At 68.0% G+C, this 18749-nt stretch carries 17 protein-coding genes; 9 read left to right on the top strand and 8 right to left on the bottom strand.

Annotation, left to right across the window (positions count from 1 at the left end):
* Nucleotides 1-8 precede the first annotated feature (8 nt).
* The 6 genes from BBJ41_RS21405 to infA all read left to right on the top strand — a co-directional run bounded on the left by BBJ41_RS21405 (nt 9) and on the right by infA (nt 7204).
* Nucleotides 9-1214 (top strand): acetyl-CoA C-acyltransferase, encoded by a 1206-nt coding sequence (locus BBJ41_RS21405; protein WP_069748321.1) that lies wholly within the window; start codon nt 9-11, stop codon nt 1212-1214.
* Between the two features lie 131 nt (nt 1215-1345).
* Nucleotides 1346-2305, top strand: coding sequence for a WD40/YVTN/BNR-like repeat-containing protein (locus tag BBJ41_RS21400; protein ID WP_069748320.1), 960 nt, complete (start codon nt 1346-1348; stop codon nt 2303-2305).
* A 70-nt stretch (nt 2306-2375) separates the two neighbouring features.
* A complete protein-coding gene (locus tag BBJ41_RS21395; protein WP_069748319.1) occupies nt 2376-4835 on the top strand; it encodes an efflux RND transporter permease subunit in 2460 nt (819 codons plus the stop codon).
* 67 nt (nt 4836-4902) lie between these two features.
* The gene (locus BBJ41_RS21390) at nt 4903-5982 is read left to right on the top strand and encodes a Rieske 2Fe-2S domain-containing protein (RefSeq protein ID WP_069748318.1); all 1080 of its coding nucleotides are present in this window, start codon (nt 4903-4905) and stop codon (nt 5980-5982) included.
* 282 nt (nt 5983-6264) lie between these two features.
* The gene (locus tag BBJ41_RS21385; RefSeq protein WP_006483056.1) at nt 6265-6468 is read left to right on the top strand and encodes a cold-shock protein; all 204 of its coding nucleotides are present in this window, start codon (nt 6265-6267) and stop codon (nt 6466-6468) included.
* 472 nt (nt 6469-6940) lie between these two features.
* Complete coding sequence (gene infA / locus BBJ41_RS21380; RefSeq protein WP_027780754.1) at nt 6941-7204, top strand: translation initiation factor IF-1; 264 nt, start codon at nt 6941-6943, stop codon at nt 7202-7204.
* Nucleotides 7205-7371: 167 nt separating this feature from the next.
* Here infA and BBJ41_RS21375 read toward each other — a convergent pair whose 3' ends face one another.
* Nucleotides 7372-8178: an alpha/beta fold hydrolase gene (locus BBJ41_RS21375; protein WP_069748317.1), complete on the bottom strand. Its 807-nt coding sequence runs from the start codon at nt 8176-8178 to the stop codon at nt 7372-7374.
* A 113-nt stretch (nt 8179-8291) separates the two neighbouring features.
* Complete coding sequence (locus tag BBJ41_RS21370; protein WP_069750305.1) at nt 8292-9071, bottom strand: SDR family NAD(P)-dependent oxidoreductase; 780 nt, start codon at nt 9069-9071, stop codon at nt 8292-8294.
* 167 nt (nt 9072-9238) lie between these two features.
* Here BBJ41_RS21370 and BBJ41_RS21365 point away from each other — a divergent pair, with 167 nt between their 5' ends.
* The 3 genes from BBJ41_RS21365 to BBJ41_RS21355 all read left to right on the top strand — a co-directional run bounded on the left by BBJ41_RS21365 (nt 9239) and on the right by BBJ41_RS21355 (nt 11846).
* Nucleotides 9239-10135 carry an AraC family transcriptional regulator gene (locus BBJ41_RS21365; RefSeq protein ID WP_069748316.1) on the top strand — a complete coding sequence of 299 codons (897 nt, stop codon included), beginning with the start codon at nt 9239-9241 and terminating at the stop codon, nt 10133-10135.
* Nucleotides 10136-10353: 218 nt separating this feature from the next.
* Nucleotides 10354-11601, top strand: coding sequence for an alkaline phosphatase family protein (locus BBJ41_RS21360; RefSeq protein WP_069748315.1), 1248 nt, complete (start codon nt 10354-10356; stop codon nt 11599-11601).
* Nucleotides 11598-11846 carry a hypothetical protein gene (locus BBJ41_RS21355; protein ID WP_069748314.1) on the top strand — a complete coding sequence of 83 codons (249 nt, stop codon included), beginning with the start codon at nt 11598-11600 and terminating at the stop codon, nt 11844-11846. Before BBJ41_RS21360 ends, BBJ41_RS21355 begins: the two co-directional genes overlap by 4 nt.
* Nucleotides 11847-11989: 143 nt before the next feature.
* Here the strand turns inward: BBJ41_RS21355 and dmpG are convergent, their stop codons facing one another.
* From dmpG to BBJ41_RS21325, 6 genes are all read right to left on the bottom strand, one after another.
* A complete protein-coding gene (dmpG, locus tag BBJ41_RS21350) occupies nt 11990-13021 on the bottom strand; it encodes a 4-hydroxy-2-oxovalerate aldolase (protein ID WP_069748313.1) in 1032 nt (343 codons plus the stop codon).
* Between the two features lie 16 nt (nt 13022-13037).
* Complete coding sequence (locus tag BBJ41_RS21345; protein ID WP_069748312.1) at nt 13038-13937, bottom strand: acetaldehyde dehydrogenase (acetylating); 900 nt, start codon at nt 13935-13937, stop codon at nt 13038-13040.
* Nucleotides 13938-13950: 13 nt separating this feature from the next.
* Nucleotides 13951-14733, bottom strand: coding sequence for a 2-oxopent-4-enoate hydratase (dmpE, locus tag BBJ41_RS21340; RefSeq protein WP_069748311.1), 783 nt, complete (start codon nt 14731-14733; stop codon nt 13951-13953).
* A 94-nt stretch (nt 14734-14827) separates the two neighbouring features.
* Nucleotides 14828-16210 (bottom strand): DUF1329 domain-containing protein, encoded by a 1383-nt coding sequence (locus tag BBJ41_RS21335; protein WP_069748310.1) that lies wholly within the window; start codon nt 16208-16210, stop codon nt 14828-14830.
* 37 nt (nt 16211-16247) lie between these two features.
* Complete coding sequence (locus BBJ41_RS21330) at nt 16248-17813, bottom strand: DUF1302 domain-containing protein (RefSeq protein ID WP_069748309.1); 1566 nt, start codon at nt 17811-17813, stop codon at nt 16248-16250.
* A 156-nt stretch (nt 17814-17969) separates the two neighbouring features.
* Nucleotides 17970-18749, bottom strand: coding sequence for an SDR family oxidoreductase (locus BBJ41_RS21325; RefSeq protein WP_069748308.1), 780 nt, complete (start codon nt 18747-18749; stop codon nt 17970-17972).

Raw genomic sequence — 18749 nt, 5'->3', positions numbered from 1 at the left:
GCCAGCACATGGAAGACGCAGTCATCGTTTCCGTCGCACGCACGCCGATCGGCAAGGCGTTTCGCGGCATGTTCAACGACACCGAGGCGCCCGCGCTGGGCGGCCACGTCGTGCGCACGGCGCTCGAACGCGCGGGCGTCGCGCCGGCCGACGTCGACGACGTGCTGATCGGCTGCGCCGCGCAGCAGGGCACGCAGGGCTACAACATCGGCCGCCTGTCGGCCGCGGCGGCCGGGCTGCCGGCTTCGGTGCCGGGCATGGCGATCGACCGCATGTGCTCGTCGGGCCTGATGTCGATCGCGAGCGCCGCACGCAGCATCGGCGCGGGCGACGCGCGGATCGTCGTCGCGGGCGGCGTCGAGTCGATCTCGCTCACGCAGAACAAGCACAAGAACGCGTATCGCGCGCGCTCGCAAGCGGTGCTCGATCACCAGCCGGCCGCGTACATGGCGATGATGGAAACGGCCGAGATCGTGTCGCGCCGCTACGGCATCTCGCGCGCGGCGCAGGACGAATTCGCGCTGCAGAGCCACCAGCGCACGGCCGACGCCCAGGCGGCCGGCCGCTTCGACGCGGAAATCGCGCCGCTCGACGTGCGGCGCGCGCTGTTCGACAAGGAAGGCAACGAGACCGGTCACGAAGACCTGCGCGCGGCACGCGACGAAGGCGTGCGCGCCGACACGACGGCCGAGCGGCTCGCAGGGCTGAAGCCTTCGTGGAGCGGCGGCAAGGTCGTCGAGCAGGGCGAGTTCGTGACGGCCGGCAATGCGTCGCAACTGTCGGACGGCGCGGCCGCCGTGGTCGTGATGTCGCGCAGCGAAGCGGCGCGCCGCGGGCTGACGCCGCTCGGCGCGTTCCGCGGCCTCGCGGTGGCCGGCTGCGAGCCGGACGAGATGGGCATCGGCCCGGTGTTCGCGATCCCGAAGCTGCTGGCGCGTTTCGGAATGACGGTGGCCGACGTCGGGCTGTGGGAGCTGAACGAGGCGTTCGCGTGCCAGGCGCTGTATTGCCGCGACACGCTCGGCATCCCCGACGATCGCCTGAACGTGGACGGCGGCGCGATCGCGCTCGGCCATCCGTTCGGGATGTCGGGCACGCGGATGACGATGCACGCGCTGCTCGAAGGCGCGCGGCGCGGCGTGCGGCACGCGGTCGTGACGATGTGCATCGGCGGCGGGATGGGTGCCGCCGCGCTGTTCGACGTCGGCGCGTAGCAGGAACCGGCAGCGATCCAGTCAGGACCATTCGAGGCCGCGGCAACGACCGGCGGCCCGGAGACTTGCAGGCGACGGCGGCGGGCGCTTCGGCGCGAACCGCCATCGAATGCAGATACAGGAGACAAGCGATGAAACGAACTTTGCCCGGACTCGCGATGTCGGCGCTCGTGCTCGGCGCCGCGTTGTTCGCGTTTTCGCCGCGCCCGCTGCCGGCGTTCCCGGTCACGGCGATCCATGCGGACCGGCTGCAGATCAACGGGCTCGCCCGGGCCGGCACGCGCATCGTCGCGGTCGGTGAACGCGGCGTGATCCTGCTGAGCGACGACTCGGGCGCCCACTGGCGGCCGGCGTCGGTCACGCCCGACGACGCGTCGACGCTCACCCAGGTGCGTTTCATCACGCCGACGCTCGGGATCGCGGTTGGCCACGACGGCCGGATCGTGCGCAGCGACGACGCGGGCGTGCACTGGCGCGAGGTGCACATGGACCACGAACACTCCGATCCGCTGCTGTCCGTATGGGGCACCGCGAACGGCCCGCTGTTCGCGGCCGGCAGTTTCGGGCAGCTGCTGCGCTCGGATGACGCCGGCGTCAACTGGCAGACCGTGAAGACGCCGGCCGGCGACCGCCACCTGAACGCGATCGTCGGCGACGGTCACGGCAACCTGCTGATCGCGGGCGAGAGCGGCACGCTGCTGCGCTCGACCGACAACGGCGTCACCTGGGACAAGCTGCCTTCGCCGTACGCCGGCTCGCTGTTCGGCGCGCTGATGCTCGCGAACGGCGACTGGGTCGCATACGGGATGCGCGGCAACGTGGTGCGCAGCACCGATCGTGGCGCGACCTGGACGCACGTCGACAGCCACGTGCCGGTGTCGTACTTCGGCGCGACCCAGCTCACCGACGGCGAACTCGTGCTGGTCGGCCAGGGCGGCGCGATCGTCGCGTCGCGCGACGGCGGGCTGACCTTCGGCGTGCGCAAGCTCGGCGGCGTGCAGAGCCTCGCGGCCGTGCTCGACATGGGCCACGGCGCGCTGCTGCTCGGCGGTGAAGCCGGCGTCGCGCCGCTCGCCGCGTCGCCGTCCTGAAGCCCGGCCGCCGGTTTCCGTCCGCTTTGGTTCGTTTCGCATCGCCAGTCCGTACCGACACGAGAATTCCATGAACGACCTGTCACGCCCCCCTGAAGCCGTTCCCGCGTCGCGCCTCGCCGCGTTCGTCGAGCGCTGCGCCAACACGATCATTCGCCAGCGCAAGCTGCTGATGCTGCTCTGCGTCGCGGTGACGCTCGCGCTCGGCCTGTCCGCGACGCGCCTGAAGCTCGATCCGGGCTTCAACAAGATGATCCCGATGCAGCACCCGTACATGCAGGTGTTCGAACGCTACGCGGGCGCGTTCCCCGGCGCGAACACGATCCTCGTGAGCCTGCGCTGGAAGGGCGACGGCGACATCTACAACCAGACGTTCATGGATGGGCTGCGCCATGCGACCGACGACGTGTTCTTCATCCCCGGCGTGAACCGCTCGCGCGTGTTCTCGCTGTTCACGCCGAACGTCCACTACACCGAGGTGACCGAGGCCGGCTTTCGCGGCGACGTGGTCGTGCCGGGTCAGTTCTCCAGCGCGAACCCGGACGATCTCGCGAAGGTGCGCCGCAACGTCGCGCGTTCGGGGCAGATCGGTCGCCTCGTCGGCAACGACCTGAAGTCGGCGCTGATCCGCGCGGAGCTGCGCGAGACCGATCCCGCGACCGGCAAGCGGCTCGACTACAGCACGGTCGCGCGCCAGCTCGAGGAGATTCGCGCGAAGTATGCGAAGCAGGGCATCGACGTGAACATCATCGGCTTCGCGAAGCTGGTCGGCGACGTCGAAAGCGGCATCGCGGGCGTGATGGCGTTCTTCGCGCTCGCGTTCCTCGTCACGGCCGCGCTGCTGTTCGCCTACACGCGTTCGCTGAAGACCACCGCGCTGGCGCTCGTCGTCGCGCTGCTGCCGGTCGTGTGGCTGCTCGGCGCGCTGCCGCTGCTCGGGCTCGGTATCGATCCGATGTCGATCCTCGTGCCGTTCCTGATCTTCTCGATCGGCGTGTCGCACGCGGTGCAGATGACCAACGCGTGGAAGCAGGCGCTGGTGCGCGGCGCGTCGTCGGTCGATGCCGCGCGCGACGCGTTCCGCAAGCTGTTCGTGCCGGGCACCGTCGCGCTGCTGACCAACGCGCTGGGCTTCATGGTGATCATGCGGATCAAGATCGACATCGTGCGCGAGCTCGGCATCACCGCGTGCCTCGGCGTGCTGCTGATGATCGTCACGAACAAGGTGTTCCTGCCGATCCTGCTGTCGTACACGCGCCTCGAACGCGGCACGCTGGCGCGTGCGCAGCGCACGGCGGCGGCCGGCGGCAGCCCGATGTGGTCGCGCTTCGCGGTGTTCGCGCGGCCGGCGCCCGCGCTCGGCGTGTTCGCAGTCGCGCTCGCGCTGCTCGCGTACGGCACGCTCGAATCGCGCAAGCTGGAGATCGGCGATATCGGCACCGGCGCGCCGGAGCTGCGCGCGAACTCGCGCTACAACATCGACAACGCGGCGATCACGCACCAGTACAACATCGGTGTCGACGTGTTGTCGGTGATCGTCGAGACGACCGGCTTCGACGACGCGTGCCTGCATTACCCGGTGATGAGCGCGATCGAGAAGTTCGAGATGAACATGCGCGGCGTGGCCGGCGTGCAGTCGGTGACGAGCGTGTCGTCGCAGGGCAAGGTGTTCATCGCCGCGTTCAACGAAGGCAACCCGCGCTGGGCCGCGCTGCCGCGCTCCAGCGACGGGCTCACGCAGGGTTCCAACGCGTTCGACCCTGACAACGGGATGAACACCGCGAACTGCAAGGCGATCCAGGTCCTGATCTACACGAAGAACCACGAAGGCACGACCATCGCGCACATCGTCGACGAGATCAAGCGCTTCGCGGCCGAGAACCCGACGCCGAACGTTGCGTTCCGCCTCGCCGGCGGCAACGTCGGTGTGATGGCCGCGACCAACGAGGCCGTCGGCGATGCCGAAGTCGCGATGCTGCTGTCGATCTTCGGTGCGATCGCGCTGCTGTGCGCGCTCACGTTCCGCTCGTGGCGCGCGGTGCTGTGCATCATCGTGCCGCTCACGCTCGTGTCGATCCTGTGCAATGCGGTAATGGCGCGGCTCGGCATCGGGCTGAAGGTCGCGACGCTGCCGGTGATCACGCTCGGCGTCGGCGTGGGCGTCGACTACGGGATCTACCTGTACGAGCGCCTGCAGCACGACATCCGCCACGGCGCGACGCTGCCGGACGCATTCGCCGACGCGATGCGCCAGCGCGGCACGGCGGCGCTGTTCACGGCCGTCACGATGTTCATCGGCGTCGGCACGTGGGCGTTCTCCGCGCTGAAGTTCCAGGTCGACATGGGCGTGCTGCTCGCGTTCATGTTCCTCGTGAACCTGTTCGGTGCGGTGTTCCTGCTGCCCGCGCTGGCCGCGTGGCTCGGCGTCGAACGCGCCGAGCGCCGCATGCAGCAGGCGTCGCCGCAGCCGGTCGCCGCGCCGCAGCTGAAGCCGGCGCGCGCGCTCGAACCCGGCAATCCGGCGCACTGATCGCCGCCCCTCATTACCCCCGAACGCGCGGCGGGCCGCCGCGCGCGTCAACCAGGAGACACATCCGATGTCCGCACGCCCCTACAAGATCGAAGCCCAGCCGCTCGCACAGCGCTATGCGCGCGGCTGGCACTGCCTCGGGCTCGCCCGCGACTACAAGGACGGCAAACCGCACACGCTGAACGTGTTCGGCCGCAAGCTCGCCGCGTTCGCCGATTCGACCGGCAAGGTCAACGTCGTCGACGCGTACTGCCCGCACATGGGCGCCGACCTGAGCCTCGGCACGGTCCAGGGCGACAACCTCGTCTGCCCGTTCCACGGCTGGGCCTGGAGCGGCGAAGGGCAGTGCGCGTCGATTCCGTACTGCAAGCGGATTCCGCCGAAGGCGCGCATCGGCGCATGGCCGACCTGCGAGGAAAACAACCTGCTGTTCGTGTGGAACGACCCGGAAGGCAACGCGCCGCCGCCGGAAGTCGCGATTCCGCGCCTCGACGTGTGCTTCTCCGACGAATGGTCGGACTGGGTCGTCGACAAGATGGTGATCCAGGCCAACTGCCGCGAACTGGTCGACAACATCTCGGATGTCGCGCACTTCGCGACCGTGCACCACGCGCCGATCGACTATTTCGCGAACCTGTTCGAGGACCACAAGGCGACGCAGCTGATGGTCGGCCGCAGCGAGAAGCTCGGCGGCGACAGCCTGACCGCGTTGTCGACCTATTTCGGGCCGGCCGTGCACATCACGCAGATGACGGGCCAGAGCAACGGGCAGCCGATCCATTCGGTGCTGCTGAACTGCCACGTGCCGATCGACATGAACAGCTTCGAGCTGCGTTACGGCGTGATCGTGAAGAAGGTGGCGGGGCTCAGCGAAGCGCAGAACCTGGAGATCGCGAACGCGTACGTGAAGGAAGCGCAGCGCGCGTTCTACGAGGACGTCGACATCTGGCACAGCAAGACGCGGATCGACAACCCGCTGCTGTGCGAAGGCGACGGGCCGCTGTACCAGATGCGCGACTGGTATTCGCAGTTCTACCTGGACGCGGCCGACGTGCGGCCGACGTGCGTCGCGCGTAAGGCGTTCGAAATGCGGATTCGCGACGGCGAGGCGCCGCCGGCGCTGCATCACGTGTTCGAACCGCAGTAAAACGTGGTGGGCCGGCCGAAAAAGGGGGGGCATCGAAATGCGTCCCGTCGGCCGGCAACTCCCGCCGCATAAGGCGCACACGGCAGGCGCGCGTCTGCGCCGCACCGAAATGCCTTGACGAAACGTTTGCAGCAGCGTAGTGTCCGTGACCGAAGTCTTCAAGAAGTTCGATTGCTCATCATTGGCCGCACTCCGTGCGGCGGTCGTTGGTCTCTCCCTCTTTTGATTCTTTCTGTGCCCGTCACGGGCGCATGTTCAATAATTTGTATTAAGGAAGTATTTGTGGATACCGGTACCGTCAAGTGGTTCAACGAAACCAAGGGCTTTGGTTTCATCTCCCCGGACAACGGCGGCGACGATCTGTTCGCCCATTTCTCGGAAATTCGCGGCACGGGCTTCAAGACCCTGGCCGAAGGCCAGAAGGTCAGCTTCGAAGTGAAGCGCGGCCCGAAGGGTCTGCAAGCGTCGAACATCACGCCGCAGTAAGCCGCATCGGCATCGGCCGCCAATCGGCTGCCGCTGCCGGATGGATTTTCTCGCAGGCGCCGTTTTTCCGGTGGCCTGCGCGATTCCGATGCGCACGACCGATGCATCGCGTCATTCACGATGCATCGGTCGTGACGCCTCCCTCATCGCATGCCTGACCGGCGTGCGACGCAACGCCCTCGCGAAGCGCTCGCTGCTTCGCCAGCGCATCACCGCTTCAACGCATCAACCCGAGCAGACCGCCGCCATGCTTGTAGTAGCCGGCGCGGTCCCGACTTGCGCGGCGCTCATCGCGCCGCCGCCACTGACCGCCCGAACGCCGCAACGCGCCGGGCTCCGATCGCAAGACGTGCCTGTGGCCCGTCTGAACGAACCGATACCCGGCAGCCTGCCGGCCGCCGTCCCGTTGCGGGAAACGGCGCCCGGCAGATCGCCGCGGCCGCGGTCAATCACCTTGTCTGGAGGAATTGGTTTGGCAAAAGAAGAACTGCTGGAACTCGACGGGATCGTCGACGAAGTGCTGCCGGACAGCAAATACCGTGTCACGCTGGAAAACGGCGTGGTGGTGGGCGCGTACGCGTCAGGCCGCATGCGCAAGAACCACATCCGCATTCTCGCGGGCGACCGCGTGACGCTGGAACTGTCGATGTACGACCTGACCAAGGGCCGTATCAACTTCCGGCACAAGGACGCGAATTCCCCGCGTCCGCCGCGAAGCGGCCAGCCGCGTCGCTAAGCGGCAACGATCGCGCGCCGCACCGCGCCGATCGAATCCCGTCCGGCCACACGGCCGGACGAACCGGATGAACGGCACATGCCGTGTCGTTCATCGGTCGCCGGCGGCGTGATCGCGCCGCGGCGGCCAGTACAGCCTTCTCCGGTCGCCGCGCGTGTATGGCACGCTCAGGCGGTCGCGTCCCGCAGGAAATCCTCGACGACCATCGCGAAATACGGCGGACATTCCTGCATCGGGTAATGCCCGCAATTCGGCATCGTCACGAGCCGCGCGTTCGGATGCCACGCCAGGAACGTCGCCTGCATCGCCGCTGCGTCGAGCCCCGGGTCCTTGTCGCCGACGATCACCAGAAAGCGCGTGTCGAGCCCGCGTATGTCGTCGACGAAATCCGTTCCCGTCAGCATGTCGAGATACGCGAGCCGGCAACCCGGCGCCACGCGTTCGCGGTTCTGCCGCAGCTTCACGTCGGCCCATCGCGCCGACAGCCCACCCGTGACGAATCGCGCGAGCCGGCGAAACGCCTCGTCGTCGACGGTCGTGCTCGCGAAGAATGCGCGCGCGTCGTCGTTCAGGCGGTTGCCGGCCGCCGATACCGCGCACACGGCAATCGCGCTCTTGATGCGCGACGGCGCGTCGGCGGCGATCCGTTGAGCCGCCATGCCGGTCATCGAATGGCCGATCACGTGAAAGCGCTGCCAGCCGAGATGGTCCGCGAGCGCCAGGCAATCGGCCGCGATTTCGTCGACCGTACAGGCGCCGCTCAGGTGGATGGATGCTCCGTAGCCGCGCAGGTCGACGAACACGTACGTGAAGGCCGTTTCGTCGAGATACGGCAGCAGCGCCGCGTAGTTGGTGCGGTCGCCGAGCCAGTCGTGCATGACCATCACGCATTCGGGGCCGGTGCCGTGCCGCAGGTAGCCGAGGCCGTCGTAGCCGCCGTTCGGGTGCGAGGCGAGGGTGTCGATAGGGTTCATTTCAAGTGGTTTCCTTTTGGTCCGGGAACCAAAACGAAACGCCCTCCCGGCGGACCGGGAGGGCGTCTTGAAAGTGGATCGATCGTATCGGGCCGACCGGCGAAAGTCAACGCTTATAGCGCCATCCCGCCCGACACTTCGATGCGCTGTGCATTGACCCAGCGATGGTCGTCCGACAGCAGCGACGCGATCATGGCGCCGATGTCGTCGGGTTCGCCGACGCGGCCGAGCGCCGTCCATTCCGCGATGCACCGGTTGACCTCCGGGTTGTCGCGCACCATCCCGCCGCTGAAATCGGTCGCCACCGCGCCCGGCGCGACCACGTTGACCGCGATGCGGCGCGGGCCCAGTTCCTTCGCCAGGTAGCGCGTCAGCACCTCGACGGCGCCCTTCATCGACCCGTAGGCCGCGCTGCCGGGCACGGCGACACGCGTGAGGCCCGACGAGACGTTCACGATACGGCCGCCGTCGCGGATCAGCGGCAGCAGCGTCTGCGTGAGGAAGAACACGCCCTTGAAATGCACGCGATAGAGCGCGTCGAAATCGGCTTCGGTCGTCTCGGCGATCGGCGCGTGATGCGACGTGCCCGCGTTGTTGACGAGGAAATCGAAACGGTCGGCGCCGTAGCGCGAGAGGGCGTCGCGCAGCTGCCCGGCGAAACGCTCGAACGTGGTGGTGTCGCCGGTATCGAGCGGCAGCGCGATGGCCGGTTGCCCGGCGTCGGCGCTCAGCGCGACGACATGCTCGGCTTCGGCGCGGTTCGACCGGTACGTGAAGATCGAGCGCACGCCGCGCTGCGCGAGATGAAGCACCGTATTGCGGCCGAGCCCGCGGCTGCCGCCGGTGACGACGGCGATTTTCGGGGATGAAGCGGGGAGATGTGCTGCAGTCATGCTGGGCTCCTGGTCGAAGGCGGTGACGAACAGCGGCAAGCGTACGGCGGCGGCCGCGCCCGCTGAATGCCGGAACCGGCCGCGTTCTTGCCTGATCCTGCCCGGCCGCCCCGGCGCGCGCGGCGCCACGTGTACCATCCGGAAATCGGGATACGGAGGGCCGCACCATGTCGGACGAACTGATCGAGCGCGTCGCGCGCCTGACAGGCGCGCCGGGCGAAGACAGCCCGTTCGCGACCGCGATCGACGGGCTGATCCTGCTGCGTGCCAACCGCGAGAAGCTGCCCGCGCCGCTGATCATGAAACCGGCGCTGTGCGTCGTCGTGCAGGGCGCGAAGTGGACGACGTTCGGCGGGCGTCGCTACGACTATGGGCCCGGCCGCGCGCTCGTCGTCAGCGTCGAGATGCCGGCGACGAGCCGCGTCGTCAAGGCGAGCGAAACCGAACCGTTTCTCGGCATCGTGCTCGAATTCGATCCCGCGATGATGCGCGACGTGCTCGAACGGCTCGACGCGCCGTCGCAACCGGCCGCGCCGATCGGTCATGGCGTGTGCGTGACCGATTTCGACGGGCCGCTCGCCGATTGCGTGCTGCGGATGATGCGGCTGCTCGATACGCCGGCGGCGATTCCGGTCGTCGCGCCGCTCGTGATGCGGGAGATCTGCTACTGGCTGCTCGCGGGCCCGCATGGCGGTGAAGTGTCGCGCGTCGTGTTCGCCAACGGCCATGCACAGCGCGTCGTCGCGGCGATCCACGCGCTGCGCGGTCAGTTTGCCGAGGCCGTCCGCGTCGAGGATCTCGCCGCCGTCGCGCAGATGAGCGCGTCGGCGTTTCATCGGCAATTCAAGGCGCTGACGTCGATGACGCCGCTGCAGTACCAGAAGCAGTTGCGGCTGCTGGAAGCGCGGCACCTGATGGTGACCGGCGCGGCGAACGCGGAAACGGCCGCGTATCGCGTCGGCTACGAAAGCGCGTCGCAGTTCAGCCGCGAATACGCGCGGATGTTCGGCGCGCCGCCGCGGCGCGACGTCGTCACGCTGAAAACCGCCCAGGCCGAAGCCTGAGCGCGCCTGAATGCGCGCGCAGCGACACGCTTCGCGCGCGGCTTTACGTGCGGACCGGCACGGCCGTACACTCGTCGGCAATTCGCGGCCCGCGCGCGCTGCTTTCAATGCCTTTCAGGTTCTTTCAAACGCCTTTGGCGCGCCCGGCCCGGCGTCTCCGGCTCGATGCTCCGCGATCGTGCCGGCCGGACATTCGTCGTGCGACGCCAGGAGGCGCCATGAGTGCAGACGCAGCCCCCGCATCCCCGCCGGTTCAGGCGCGCATCCAGCACGTGTTCGTGCTGATGCTCGAGAACCGCTCGTTCGATCACCTGTTCGCGCTGTCGGGCATCGCCGACATCGTCGCCGCGTCGCCGGGCGACAGCAACGCGTATGGCGGCGCCGTCTACCCGTTCGGCGGCGGCGCGCCCGACCGGATGCCGACCGATCCGTGCCACGAATTCACCGACGTGCTCGAACAGCTCTGCGGCGCGGGTGTGCCGTTCGTGAAAGGGCAGGCTTATCCGCCGGTCGGCAATTCGGGCTTCGTGTCGAACTACGCGACGTCGCACTCCGAAGGCACGCCGCCGCAGCCGGTCGACGCGGGCAAGATCATGCAGGGGGCCAGTATCGAGACGCAGGCGCCGTCGCTGTATGCGCTCGCGAACGCGTTCGTGCTGTGCGACGCGTGGCATGCATCGATGCCGGGGCCGACCTGGCCGAACCGGTTCTTCCTGCACGGCGCGTCGTCGGCCGGGCTCGACCATTCGCCGACCAAGGAAGAAATGGGCGGGTGGGATACGGTCGACGGCTTCTCCTATCCGAAGGGCTCGATCTTCGGCGCGCTCGGCGACGACAACTGGCGCATCTACCAGGACCAGACCGGCGATCCGCTCGGCCACGTGCCGCAGGTCGCGTCGCTGAAGGGCGTGAGCTTCTTCGATGTCGACGATCTCGCGCATTTCGAAGCCGATCTCGCGGCGGGCTACACGGCGCGCTATACGTTCATCGAGCCCGGCTACGGCGACATCGTGCACGGTACCTACCAGAACGGCAGCTCGCAGCACCCGATGGACGGGCTGGCCGGCGGCGACCAGCTCGCGGCGCGCGTGTACAACGCGATCCGCAATTCGCCGGTATGGAACAGCAGCCTGTTCGTGATCGTCTACGACGAGCACGGCGGCTTCTACGATTCGGTCCGGCCGGGCGCCGCGCCGCCGCCGAACGACGGCGCAGCCGCGACGCTGAACGCGAGCGGCTTCGGGTTCGACGTGTACGGCGTGCGCGTGCCGGCGATCGTGATTTCGCCGTGGGTCGCGGCCGGGCAGGTCGATCACACACCGTACGACCATGCATCGGTGGCCGCGACGCTCGGGCGGCTGTTCGGGCTCGCGCCGCTGACCGATCGCGACCGTCTCGCCAACGACCTGCTGGCGCTCGTGACGACCACCTGTCGCACCGATTGCCCGCAAAGGATCGGAACATGAACACGACCCCGGCCCCGGACCCGCGCGACGCGCTGCCCGTGCGCGACGGCACGAGCCTGATCGCGTATCTGCACATCCTGAAGAAGGCGCATGCGGCGCTGGTCGGCCACGACAAGGCCCATCAGCGCTTCAGCGAGATCGTCACGCGCGGGCAGGCGCGGCAATACATCGAGGAACTGATGCCGGTGCTGCTGCAGGCGCGCGCCGCGCATCGGCAACGGCGGCACGGCGGGAAGCACCGCTGACGGGGGAGGCGGCCGGCTGAACGGCGTGCACAACCGGCATGCCCGGCGCAGCGATCCGCCGCGCCGTCTCCATCCGTCAAAAAGAAAACGGGGCTTGTCGCCCCGTTTCGCACCGCTTCCGGACGGATGCCGGTCGCGTTCGATTACGCGGCCACTTCCCGTGCCCGCGCCATCGTCAGCGCCGCGTCCTCGATCATGTCCTCCTGCCCGCCGACGAGCCGTTGCCGGCCCAGTTCCACGAGGATGTCGCGTGCGGGAATCCCGTACTTCGCTTCCGCGCGCTTCGCGAACAGCAGGAACGACGAGTAGACGCCCGCATAACCGAGCGTCAGCGCATCGCGGTCGAGGCGGATCGGCGCGTCCATGATCGGCACGACGAGATCCTCGGCGACGTCCGAGATCGCGAACACGTCGACGCCCGTCTCGATCCCCATCCGGTCGCACACCGCGACGAACACTTCCATCGGCGTATTGCCCGCGCCCGCGCCGAGGCCGGCCGCGGCCGCGTCGATCCGGTTCGCGCCGGCGGCGACCGCCGCGACCGAGTTCGCGACGCCCATCGCGAGGTTGTGGTGCCCGTGGAAGCCGAGTTCCGTCTCCGGCTTCAGCGCGTCGCGCACCTGGCCGATGCGCGCGGTCACGTCGTCGGGCAACATGTGGCCGGCCGAATCGGTGATGTAGATGCAGTTCGCGCCGTACGACTCCATCAGCTTCGCCTGCACGACGAGCTGCTCGGGCGACGACATGTGCGCCATCATCAGGAAGCCGACCGTGTCGAGCCCGAGCGTGCGCGCAAGGCCGATATGCTGCTCCGACACGTCGGCCTCGGTGCAGTGCGTCGCGACGCGGATCGTGCCGACGCCGAGCGCGTGCGCCATGCGCAGGTGCTCGACGGTGCCGATGCCGGGCAGCAGCAGCGCCGACACCTTCGCCTGCTTCAGCTCCGGAATCACGGCGCTCAGGTATTCCTCGTCGGTATGCGCGGGGAACCCGTAGTTGACCGACGCGCCGCCGAGCCCGTCGCCGTGCGTGACCTCGATCAGCGGCACGCCGGCCGCGTCGAGCCCGCGCGCGATGTTGCGCATCTGGTCGAGCGTGATCTGGTGGCGCTTCGGGTGCATCCCGTCGCGCAGCGACATGTCGTGTACGGTGATCTTCTTGCCTGCCAGTGACATTGCGTGGCTCCTCAACTCAAGCGGTGGCGGCCGTCGCGGCCAGCATCTGTTCGGCGAAACGCTCGGCCGTGGCGGCCGCGGCGGCGGTCATGATGTCGAGGTTGCCCGCGTATTTCGGCAGGTAGTCGCCGAGCCCTTCGACTTCCATGAACACCGACACGCGATTGCCGTCGAACACCGGGCCGTTCTTCAGCGTGTAGCCGGGCACGTAGCGCTGCACTTCCTTGACCATCGCATGCACGGACGCGGTGATCGCGTCGACGTCGGGCGGCCCGTCGGTCAGGCAGTGGATCGTGTCGCGCATGATGAGCGGCGGCTCGGCCGGGTTGATCACGATGATCGCCTTGCCCTTGCGCGCGCCGCCGACCTGTTCGATCGCACCGGACGTCGTGCGCGTGAATTCGTCGATGTTCTTGCGCGTGCCCGGGCCGACCGATTTCGACGATACCGTCGCGATGATCTCGCCGTACGCGACCGATTGCACGCGCGACACCGCGTACACCATCGGGATCGTCGCCTGGCCGCCGCAGGTCACCATGTTCACGTTCATCTGCGCGCTGTCGAGATGCGCGTCGAGGTTCACCGGCGGCACGCAGTACGGCCCGATCGCGGCGGGCGTCAGGTCGATCATCCGCACGCCGAGCGCGGTCAGCTTGTCGGAGTTGTCGCGGTGTACGTAGGCCGACGTCGCGTCGAACGCGATGCGGATGTCGTCGGCCGCCACGTGCGGCAGCAGCCCGTCGACGCCCTTGTCGGTGGTCTTGAGGCCGAACTCGCGTGCGCGCGCGAGGCCGTCGGACGCCGGATCGACGCCGACCATCCACACGGGTTCGAGCACCGGCGAGCGGCGCAGCTTGTACAGCAGGTCGGTGCCGATGTTGCCGGGACCGATCAGCGCGCATTTGATTTTCTTCATCGGGATTGTTCCTTTAGATAAAGCGGACGTCGCAACTGCCGATGCCGGAGATGTGCATCGACAACGCGTCGCCGGCCGTGACCGGAATCAGTTTCGCGAGCGAGCCGGACAGCACGATCTCGCCGGCAAGCAGCGGCACGTCGTACGCGGCGAGCGTGTTCGCGAGCCACGCGACCGCGTCGGCGGGATGGCCGAGCGCCGCGTCGCCGCGCCCTTGCGCGACGGGCTCGCCGTTCTTTTCGATCGTCATCTCGCAGGCGGCGAGATCGAGCGTGCGCGGGTCGACGCGCGCGTCGCCGAGCACGTACACGCCGCACGACGCGTTGTCGGAGACGGTGTCCTCGATGCGGATCGCCCAGTCGCGGATGCGCGAATCGACGATCTCGAAGCAGGGCGCGACGGCGGCCGTCGCGGCGATCACGTCGGTGCGGTCGATACCGGGGCCGCGCAGGTCGCGCGCGAGGATGAACGCGATCTCGCCTTCGGCGCGCGGCGCGATCAGCGAATCGACGGCGATCGCCTCGCCGGCCGCGTAGTGCATGCCGGACAGCAAAATGCCGAAATCGGGCTGGCGCACGTTCAGCATGTCCTGCACGGCCTGGCTCGTCACGCCGATCTTTTTGCCGACGATCGCTTCGCCCTGTTCGACGCGGCGTTCGATGAACCGCTGCTGGATGCGGTAGGCGTCGTCGAGCGACAGCCGGCGCGGGCGGCTTGACAGCGGCGCGACCGGCGCACGCGCGTGCCACGCGGCGTACAGCTCGTCGCCGAGCGTCGTATGCAAGCGGGAAGACATGAAAGGGCCCTCGAATGGAAAAGGCCGCCGTCGCGGGCGGCGTCGTGCGCCGGAGCGGGGCTCCGGCGCGTGGGGCGCGGGCGTGCCGCGCCGGTCAGTTGCCCGAACTGCGGATCGCGTCGGGCGAGAAGTACGCTTCGTTGAACTGCGGGCTGTTGTCGAGCTTCGGCATCGGGCCTTCGTTGGTCAGGCGGTCGGCCATGTACGCGCCGGAAATCAGGTCGTGGAAGAACACCGCGCTCGGGTAGAACACCTTCGCGTCATACGCGTACAGCGACGTCGCGACGTTGGTGCGCCAGAGCTGGCCGCGCGCGTCGTAGTTGTCCGCGAGCAGCGATTGCCACGAATCCTCGTCGATGTAGAGCACGCGTTTCGCGTACTGGTGGCGATAGCCGCTCTTCAGCGTCGCCTGCAGCACCCACACGCGATGCAGCTCGTAGCGGATATACGACGGGTTCTCGTGGCCCTTGGTCAGCAGGTCGCCGTACTTCACCGAGCTGTCCATCACCTTGTAGTTGTCGTAAGGCACGTAGATCTCGCGCTTGCCGACGATCTTCCAGTCGTAGCGGTCGCCGGGGCCGTTGTACAGGCGGTCGTCGTCGACCGTACGGAAGCCGCCCGGGCCCTGCGGCTGGTCATAGCCGTATTCCGGCGCCTGGCGCACGCGCCGCGTGCCGGGGTTGTACATCCACGTGCGCGACGAGTTGTCCGCGCCGGCCTTGTCCCAGTTCGTGAAGCCGACGATCAGCGAGCCGCGGTCGGACAGCGGCAGCTCCGTCGCGTTGCGGTAGTACGTGCGGTTGTTCAGGTCGCTCTTCACGTCATACTTGCCGACGTTGCGCGGCGAGTAGATGTCGTAGCGCACCTTGCCCCACGCGATATTGCCGTCGGAGTACACGACCGCCTGGTCGTAGGTGGCCTGCTCGGTGCCGATCGACGACGAGAAGCGCTGGTTCCACAGCAGTTCGGCGGCGGTTTTCGGGATCGGGTAGGGCACCGTCGGCGGCGCGTTCGTGAGGCCGTTCGAGTCGGCCGTCATCGTCGAATCGGGCGCGTACGCGCGAATGTCCTTGTAGACGGCATCCGGGTAGCGGAAGTCGCGGTGAGTCGGGTAGACGATGATCTTGAAGGTGGCCGGATAGCGCTTGAACATCGCCTTCTGACCGTCGGTCAGGTGCTCCGCGTACTGCGCCATGTTTTCCGCGGTGATCGTCGCGACGGGCTTCTCGTTCGCGAACGGATCGGGGTAGCGGCTGCCGCGCTTGTACTGCACGTCGGGCGGCGTGCCGAGCCACTTGCCCGACCACTCGGGCACGCTGCTGTCCTTGCTCGCGGCGCGGACCGCACCCATCGGGGTCAACTGGCCGTCGAGCGCCTTCAGGTCGTCCGTCGTGACCTTCGGGTACGACGCCGTCGCGGCGAACGCGCACGCGGCGATCACCGACGCGCGCATGAGGGGGAGACGAATTCGCTTCATGACAATCCTCTTGCTGAGTGACGAGCGGCCGGGCCGCTCAGAAGTGGTAGGTCGCCGTGGCGAGCACGTAGTCGCGGTCCGAAAGCGGGCGCGTGACCGGGTTCGGCGAACCGAGGAACTTGGCGTAGACGAGCGACAGCTGCAGGTTGCTCAGGCGCGTGAAGGTCACGCCGGCCGTCACGCGGTGGTCACCCTGGCCGGTCAGCGAGCCGAGCGCGCCGGCGAGCGGCGACGTGCCGGTCAGGTCGTGCGTGTAGGTGAGCGGCACGTCGAGATCCCAGCCGTTGAACACGTTCTTGTAGCTGAGCGTCCACGCGATCTCCATCGCGAGCGCGTTACGCGAATTCGCGAGCGTCGTCGAACCGTCGAGCTCCGAGATGCTGCCCGCATGCACGTACGTGAGTTCGCCGATCAGCGACTGCGAGTTCGCGAGGAAGCTCGGCCCGATCGAGTAGATGCCCGACAGGTTGGTCTGCAACACGTTCGCGCGCGTCGACTGCGGGCCCGTCGCGGTATTGACGAGCACGGCCGCGCCCTGGCGGTACGACACTTCGCCCGCGACGTTCACCGGGCCGACCTGCGTCGAGAAGCTCGCGCCGGTCAGCTTGATGTTGTTGAAGTAGGTCTGCTGATACTGGAGCGTCGGGAAGTACGTCGTCACGACGCTCGGGTTCATGTCGTTGTAGTGCAGGTAGTACAGGCCGAGCTCGGTGTCGCCGAGCACGCGGAAGCGCGCGCCGATACCCCACTGGTTGCGTGCGCTCGGCTTCTCGTCGGGGCCGCGCGGAATGATCATCCCGCCCGGGCCGATGATGTACTGCGCACCGGGGCCCGTGACGTCCGAGTAGCTCCAGTACGTGCCGGGCGCGGTCAGCCGGTTCTGCTGGTACGAGAACTGGTAGTAGCCGAGCAGGCTGAAGCTCGGCGTGATCTGCCATTGCGTCGAGATCTGCGGCACGGGCAGCAGGATGTCCTTCACCTCGGCGCCGGCCATATACGACTTGGTCGCATCGGACGGCCCCTGCGCGCCCGCGATGTTCGGGAAGAACAGGCTTTCGCCCCACGCGACGACCTGGTCACCGACCTTCACGTTCAGGCTCGTCGAGCCGATGTGGAACGTGTTGTACGCATATGCGGCGAGCAGCGTCGTGTGGCCGCCCGACCAGTAGCGCGCATCGCTCGTGAAGTTGTTGTACTGGCCCGACTGGTTCACGGTGCCGGGCGCATCGTTGTTGTTCGGGCGATGGTAGGCCTGGTCGTAGAACGTGTCGGCGCGAACGAACACACCCCAGTCGTCGTGCTTCAGGTTCACTTCGCCGAGCAGGCTGACCTGGTTCTCGATCAGCTTGTTCTTCGCGAAGTTGCGGTCGCCGTCGTCGCCGTTGATGTTCGCCGGCGTCAGCAGATTGCCGCTCGGCGCACGCGTGCGCATGCCGAGGCCGTAACTGAGCGTGAACGTGTAGTCCAGCGTCGTGTCGGCGCCAAGCTCGATCGTGCTGCCGGCGTGCGCGTTGGGAACGGCGCACGTCAGCAGCGCGGCGGCCAGCGTCGACAGCGTGGCGGTTGCCCGCTTGTCGGTACGGCGCGAAATCCGTTGATGCATGGTGTCTCCTCTTGGGGGTATCGACGACGGTCGTCTATGTGTGTTGTCGTGAGAGGCAGAGTAGGGAGATCGCGGTAGCAGGGAATCGTCGAAATGAACTAGATGACTTCCCTAGGACTGGCAACGATTCGTCCTGCACCGCTTGCATCGCAGGGTTCAACGCGCGGCCGATTGCGCGGCGCTCAGGAACGCCGGCCGCTCGCCGCCGCCGTCGAGCCGCAGGTTCGCGCCCGACGTGTACGACGCGTCGGGCGATGCGAGGAACAGGCAGGCGGACGCAACGTCGTCGGGCGTCGCGAGCCGTCCGGCGGGAATCGTCGCGCGGATCGCATCGAGCGCGTCGCCGTCGCCGTAGTGGCCTTCGGTGGCCGATTCCGTCTGCACGAGGCTCGGGCTGATCGCGCACACGCGCACGCGCGGCGCCCACTCGACCGCGAGCGACGTGACCGCGTTGACGAGGCCGGCCTTCGCCGCGCCGTACGCGGCCGTGCCGGGCGACGGGCGCGATGCGCTGACGCTCGCGATGAACAGCATCACGCCGCCTTCCGGCTGCGGTTGCATGATCGCGTTCACGCGCTGCGCGAGCTGCAGCGGCGCGATCAGGTTCAGCCGCACGATCGATTCGGTGAAGCGCGGCGACGCGTCGGCCGCGAGCGCGAACGGCGAGCCGCCCGCGTTGTTGACGAGCACGTCGAGGCCGCCCGCCGCGTCGCGGATCGTCGCGAGCAGCGCGTCGACCTGTTCGATGTCGCGCAGGTCGGCCGCGACGAACTCGGCGGTGCGGCCGCCGCCGGAAGGCGGCGTGTCGGGCGCGCTGCGTCCGCAGACGAACACGCGCGCGCCTGCCGTGAGAAAGCGTTCGGCGATGCGCCGCCCGATACCTTTGGTGCCGCCCGTCACGAGCACCGTTTTGCCGCTGTAGTCGAATCCGTTCAT

Origin of the sequence: Burkholderia stabilis (assembly GCF_001742165.1) — a bacterium.
Taxonomy (GTDB): Bacteria; Pseudomonadota; Gammaproteobacteria; order Burkholderiales; family Burkholderiaceae; genus Burkholderia; species Burkholderia stabilis.
This window is presented reverse-complemented; position numbering and strand designations above follow the sequence as displayed.

Excerpts from the sequence above, each read along its gene's own strand:
- BBJ41_RS21405 (WP_069748321.1), top strand. The coding sequence starts at position 9 with ATGGAAGACGCAGTCATCGTTTCCGTCGCACGCACGCCGATCGGCAAG.
- BBJ41_RS21400 (WP_069748320.1), top strand. The coding sequence starts at position 1,346 with ATGAAACGAACTTTGCCCGGACTCGCGATGTCGGCGCTCGTGCTCGGC.
- BBJ41_RS21395 (WP_069748319.1), top strand. The coding sequence starts at position 2,376 with ATGAACGACCTGTCACGCCCCCCTGAAGCCGTTCCCGCGTCGCGCCTC.
- BBJ41_RS21390 (WP_069748318.1), top strand. The coding sequence starts at position 4,903 with ATGTCCGCACGCCCCTACAAGATCGAAGCCCAGCCGCTCGCACAGCGC.
- BBJ41_RS21375 (WP_069748317.1), bottom strand. The coding sequence starts at position 8,178 with ATGAACCCTATCGACACCCTCGCCTCGCACCCGAACGGCGGCTACGAC.
- BBJ41_RS21370 (WP_069750305.1), bottom strand. The coding sequence starts at position 9,071 with ATGACTGCAGCACATCTCCCCGCTTCATCCCCGAAAATCGCCGTCGTC.
- BBJ41_RS21365 (WP_069748316.1), top strand. The coding sequence starts at position 9,239 with ATGTCGGACGAACTGATCGAGCGCGTCGCGCGCCTGACAGGCGCGCCG.
- BBJ41_RS21360 (WP_069748315.1), top strand. The coding sequence starts at position 10,354 with ATGAGTGCAGACGCAGCCCCCGCATCCCCGCCGGTTCAGGCGCGCATC.
- BBJ41_RS21355 (WP_069748314.1), top strand. The coding sequence starts at position 11,598 with ATGAACACGACCCCGGCCCCGGACCCGCGCGACGCGCTGCCCGTGCGC.
- dmpG (WP_069748313.1), bottom strand. The coding sequence starts at position 13,021 with ATGTCACTGGCAGGCAAGAAGATCACCGTACACGACATGTCGCTGCGC.
- BBJ41_RS21345 (WP_069748312.1), bottom strand. The coding sequence starts at position 13,937 with ATGAAGAAAATCAAATGCGCGCTGATCGGTCCCGGCAACATCGGCACC.
- dmpE (WP_069748311.1), bottom strand. The coding sequence starts at position 14,733 with ATGTCTTCCCGCTTGCATACGACGCTCGGCGACGAGCTGTACGCCGCG.
- BBJ41_RS21335 (WP_069748310.1), bottom strand. The coding sequence starts at position 16,210 with ATGAAGCGAATTCGTCTCCCCCTCATGCGCGCGTCGGTGATCGCCGCG.
- BBJ41_RS21330 (WP_069748309.1), bottom strand. The coding sequence starts at position 17,813 with ATGCATCAACGGATTTCGCGCCGTACCGACAAGCGGGCAACCGCCACG.
- BBJ41_RS21325 (WP_069748308.1), bottom strand. The coding sequence starts at position 18,749 with ATGAACGGATTCGACTACAGCGGCAAAACGGTGCTCGTGACGGGCGGC.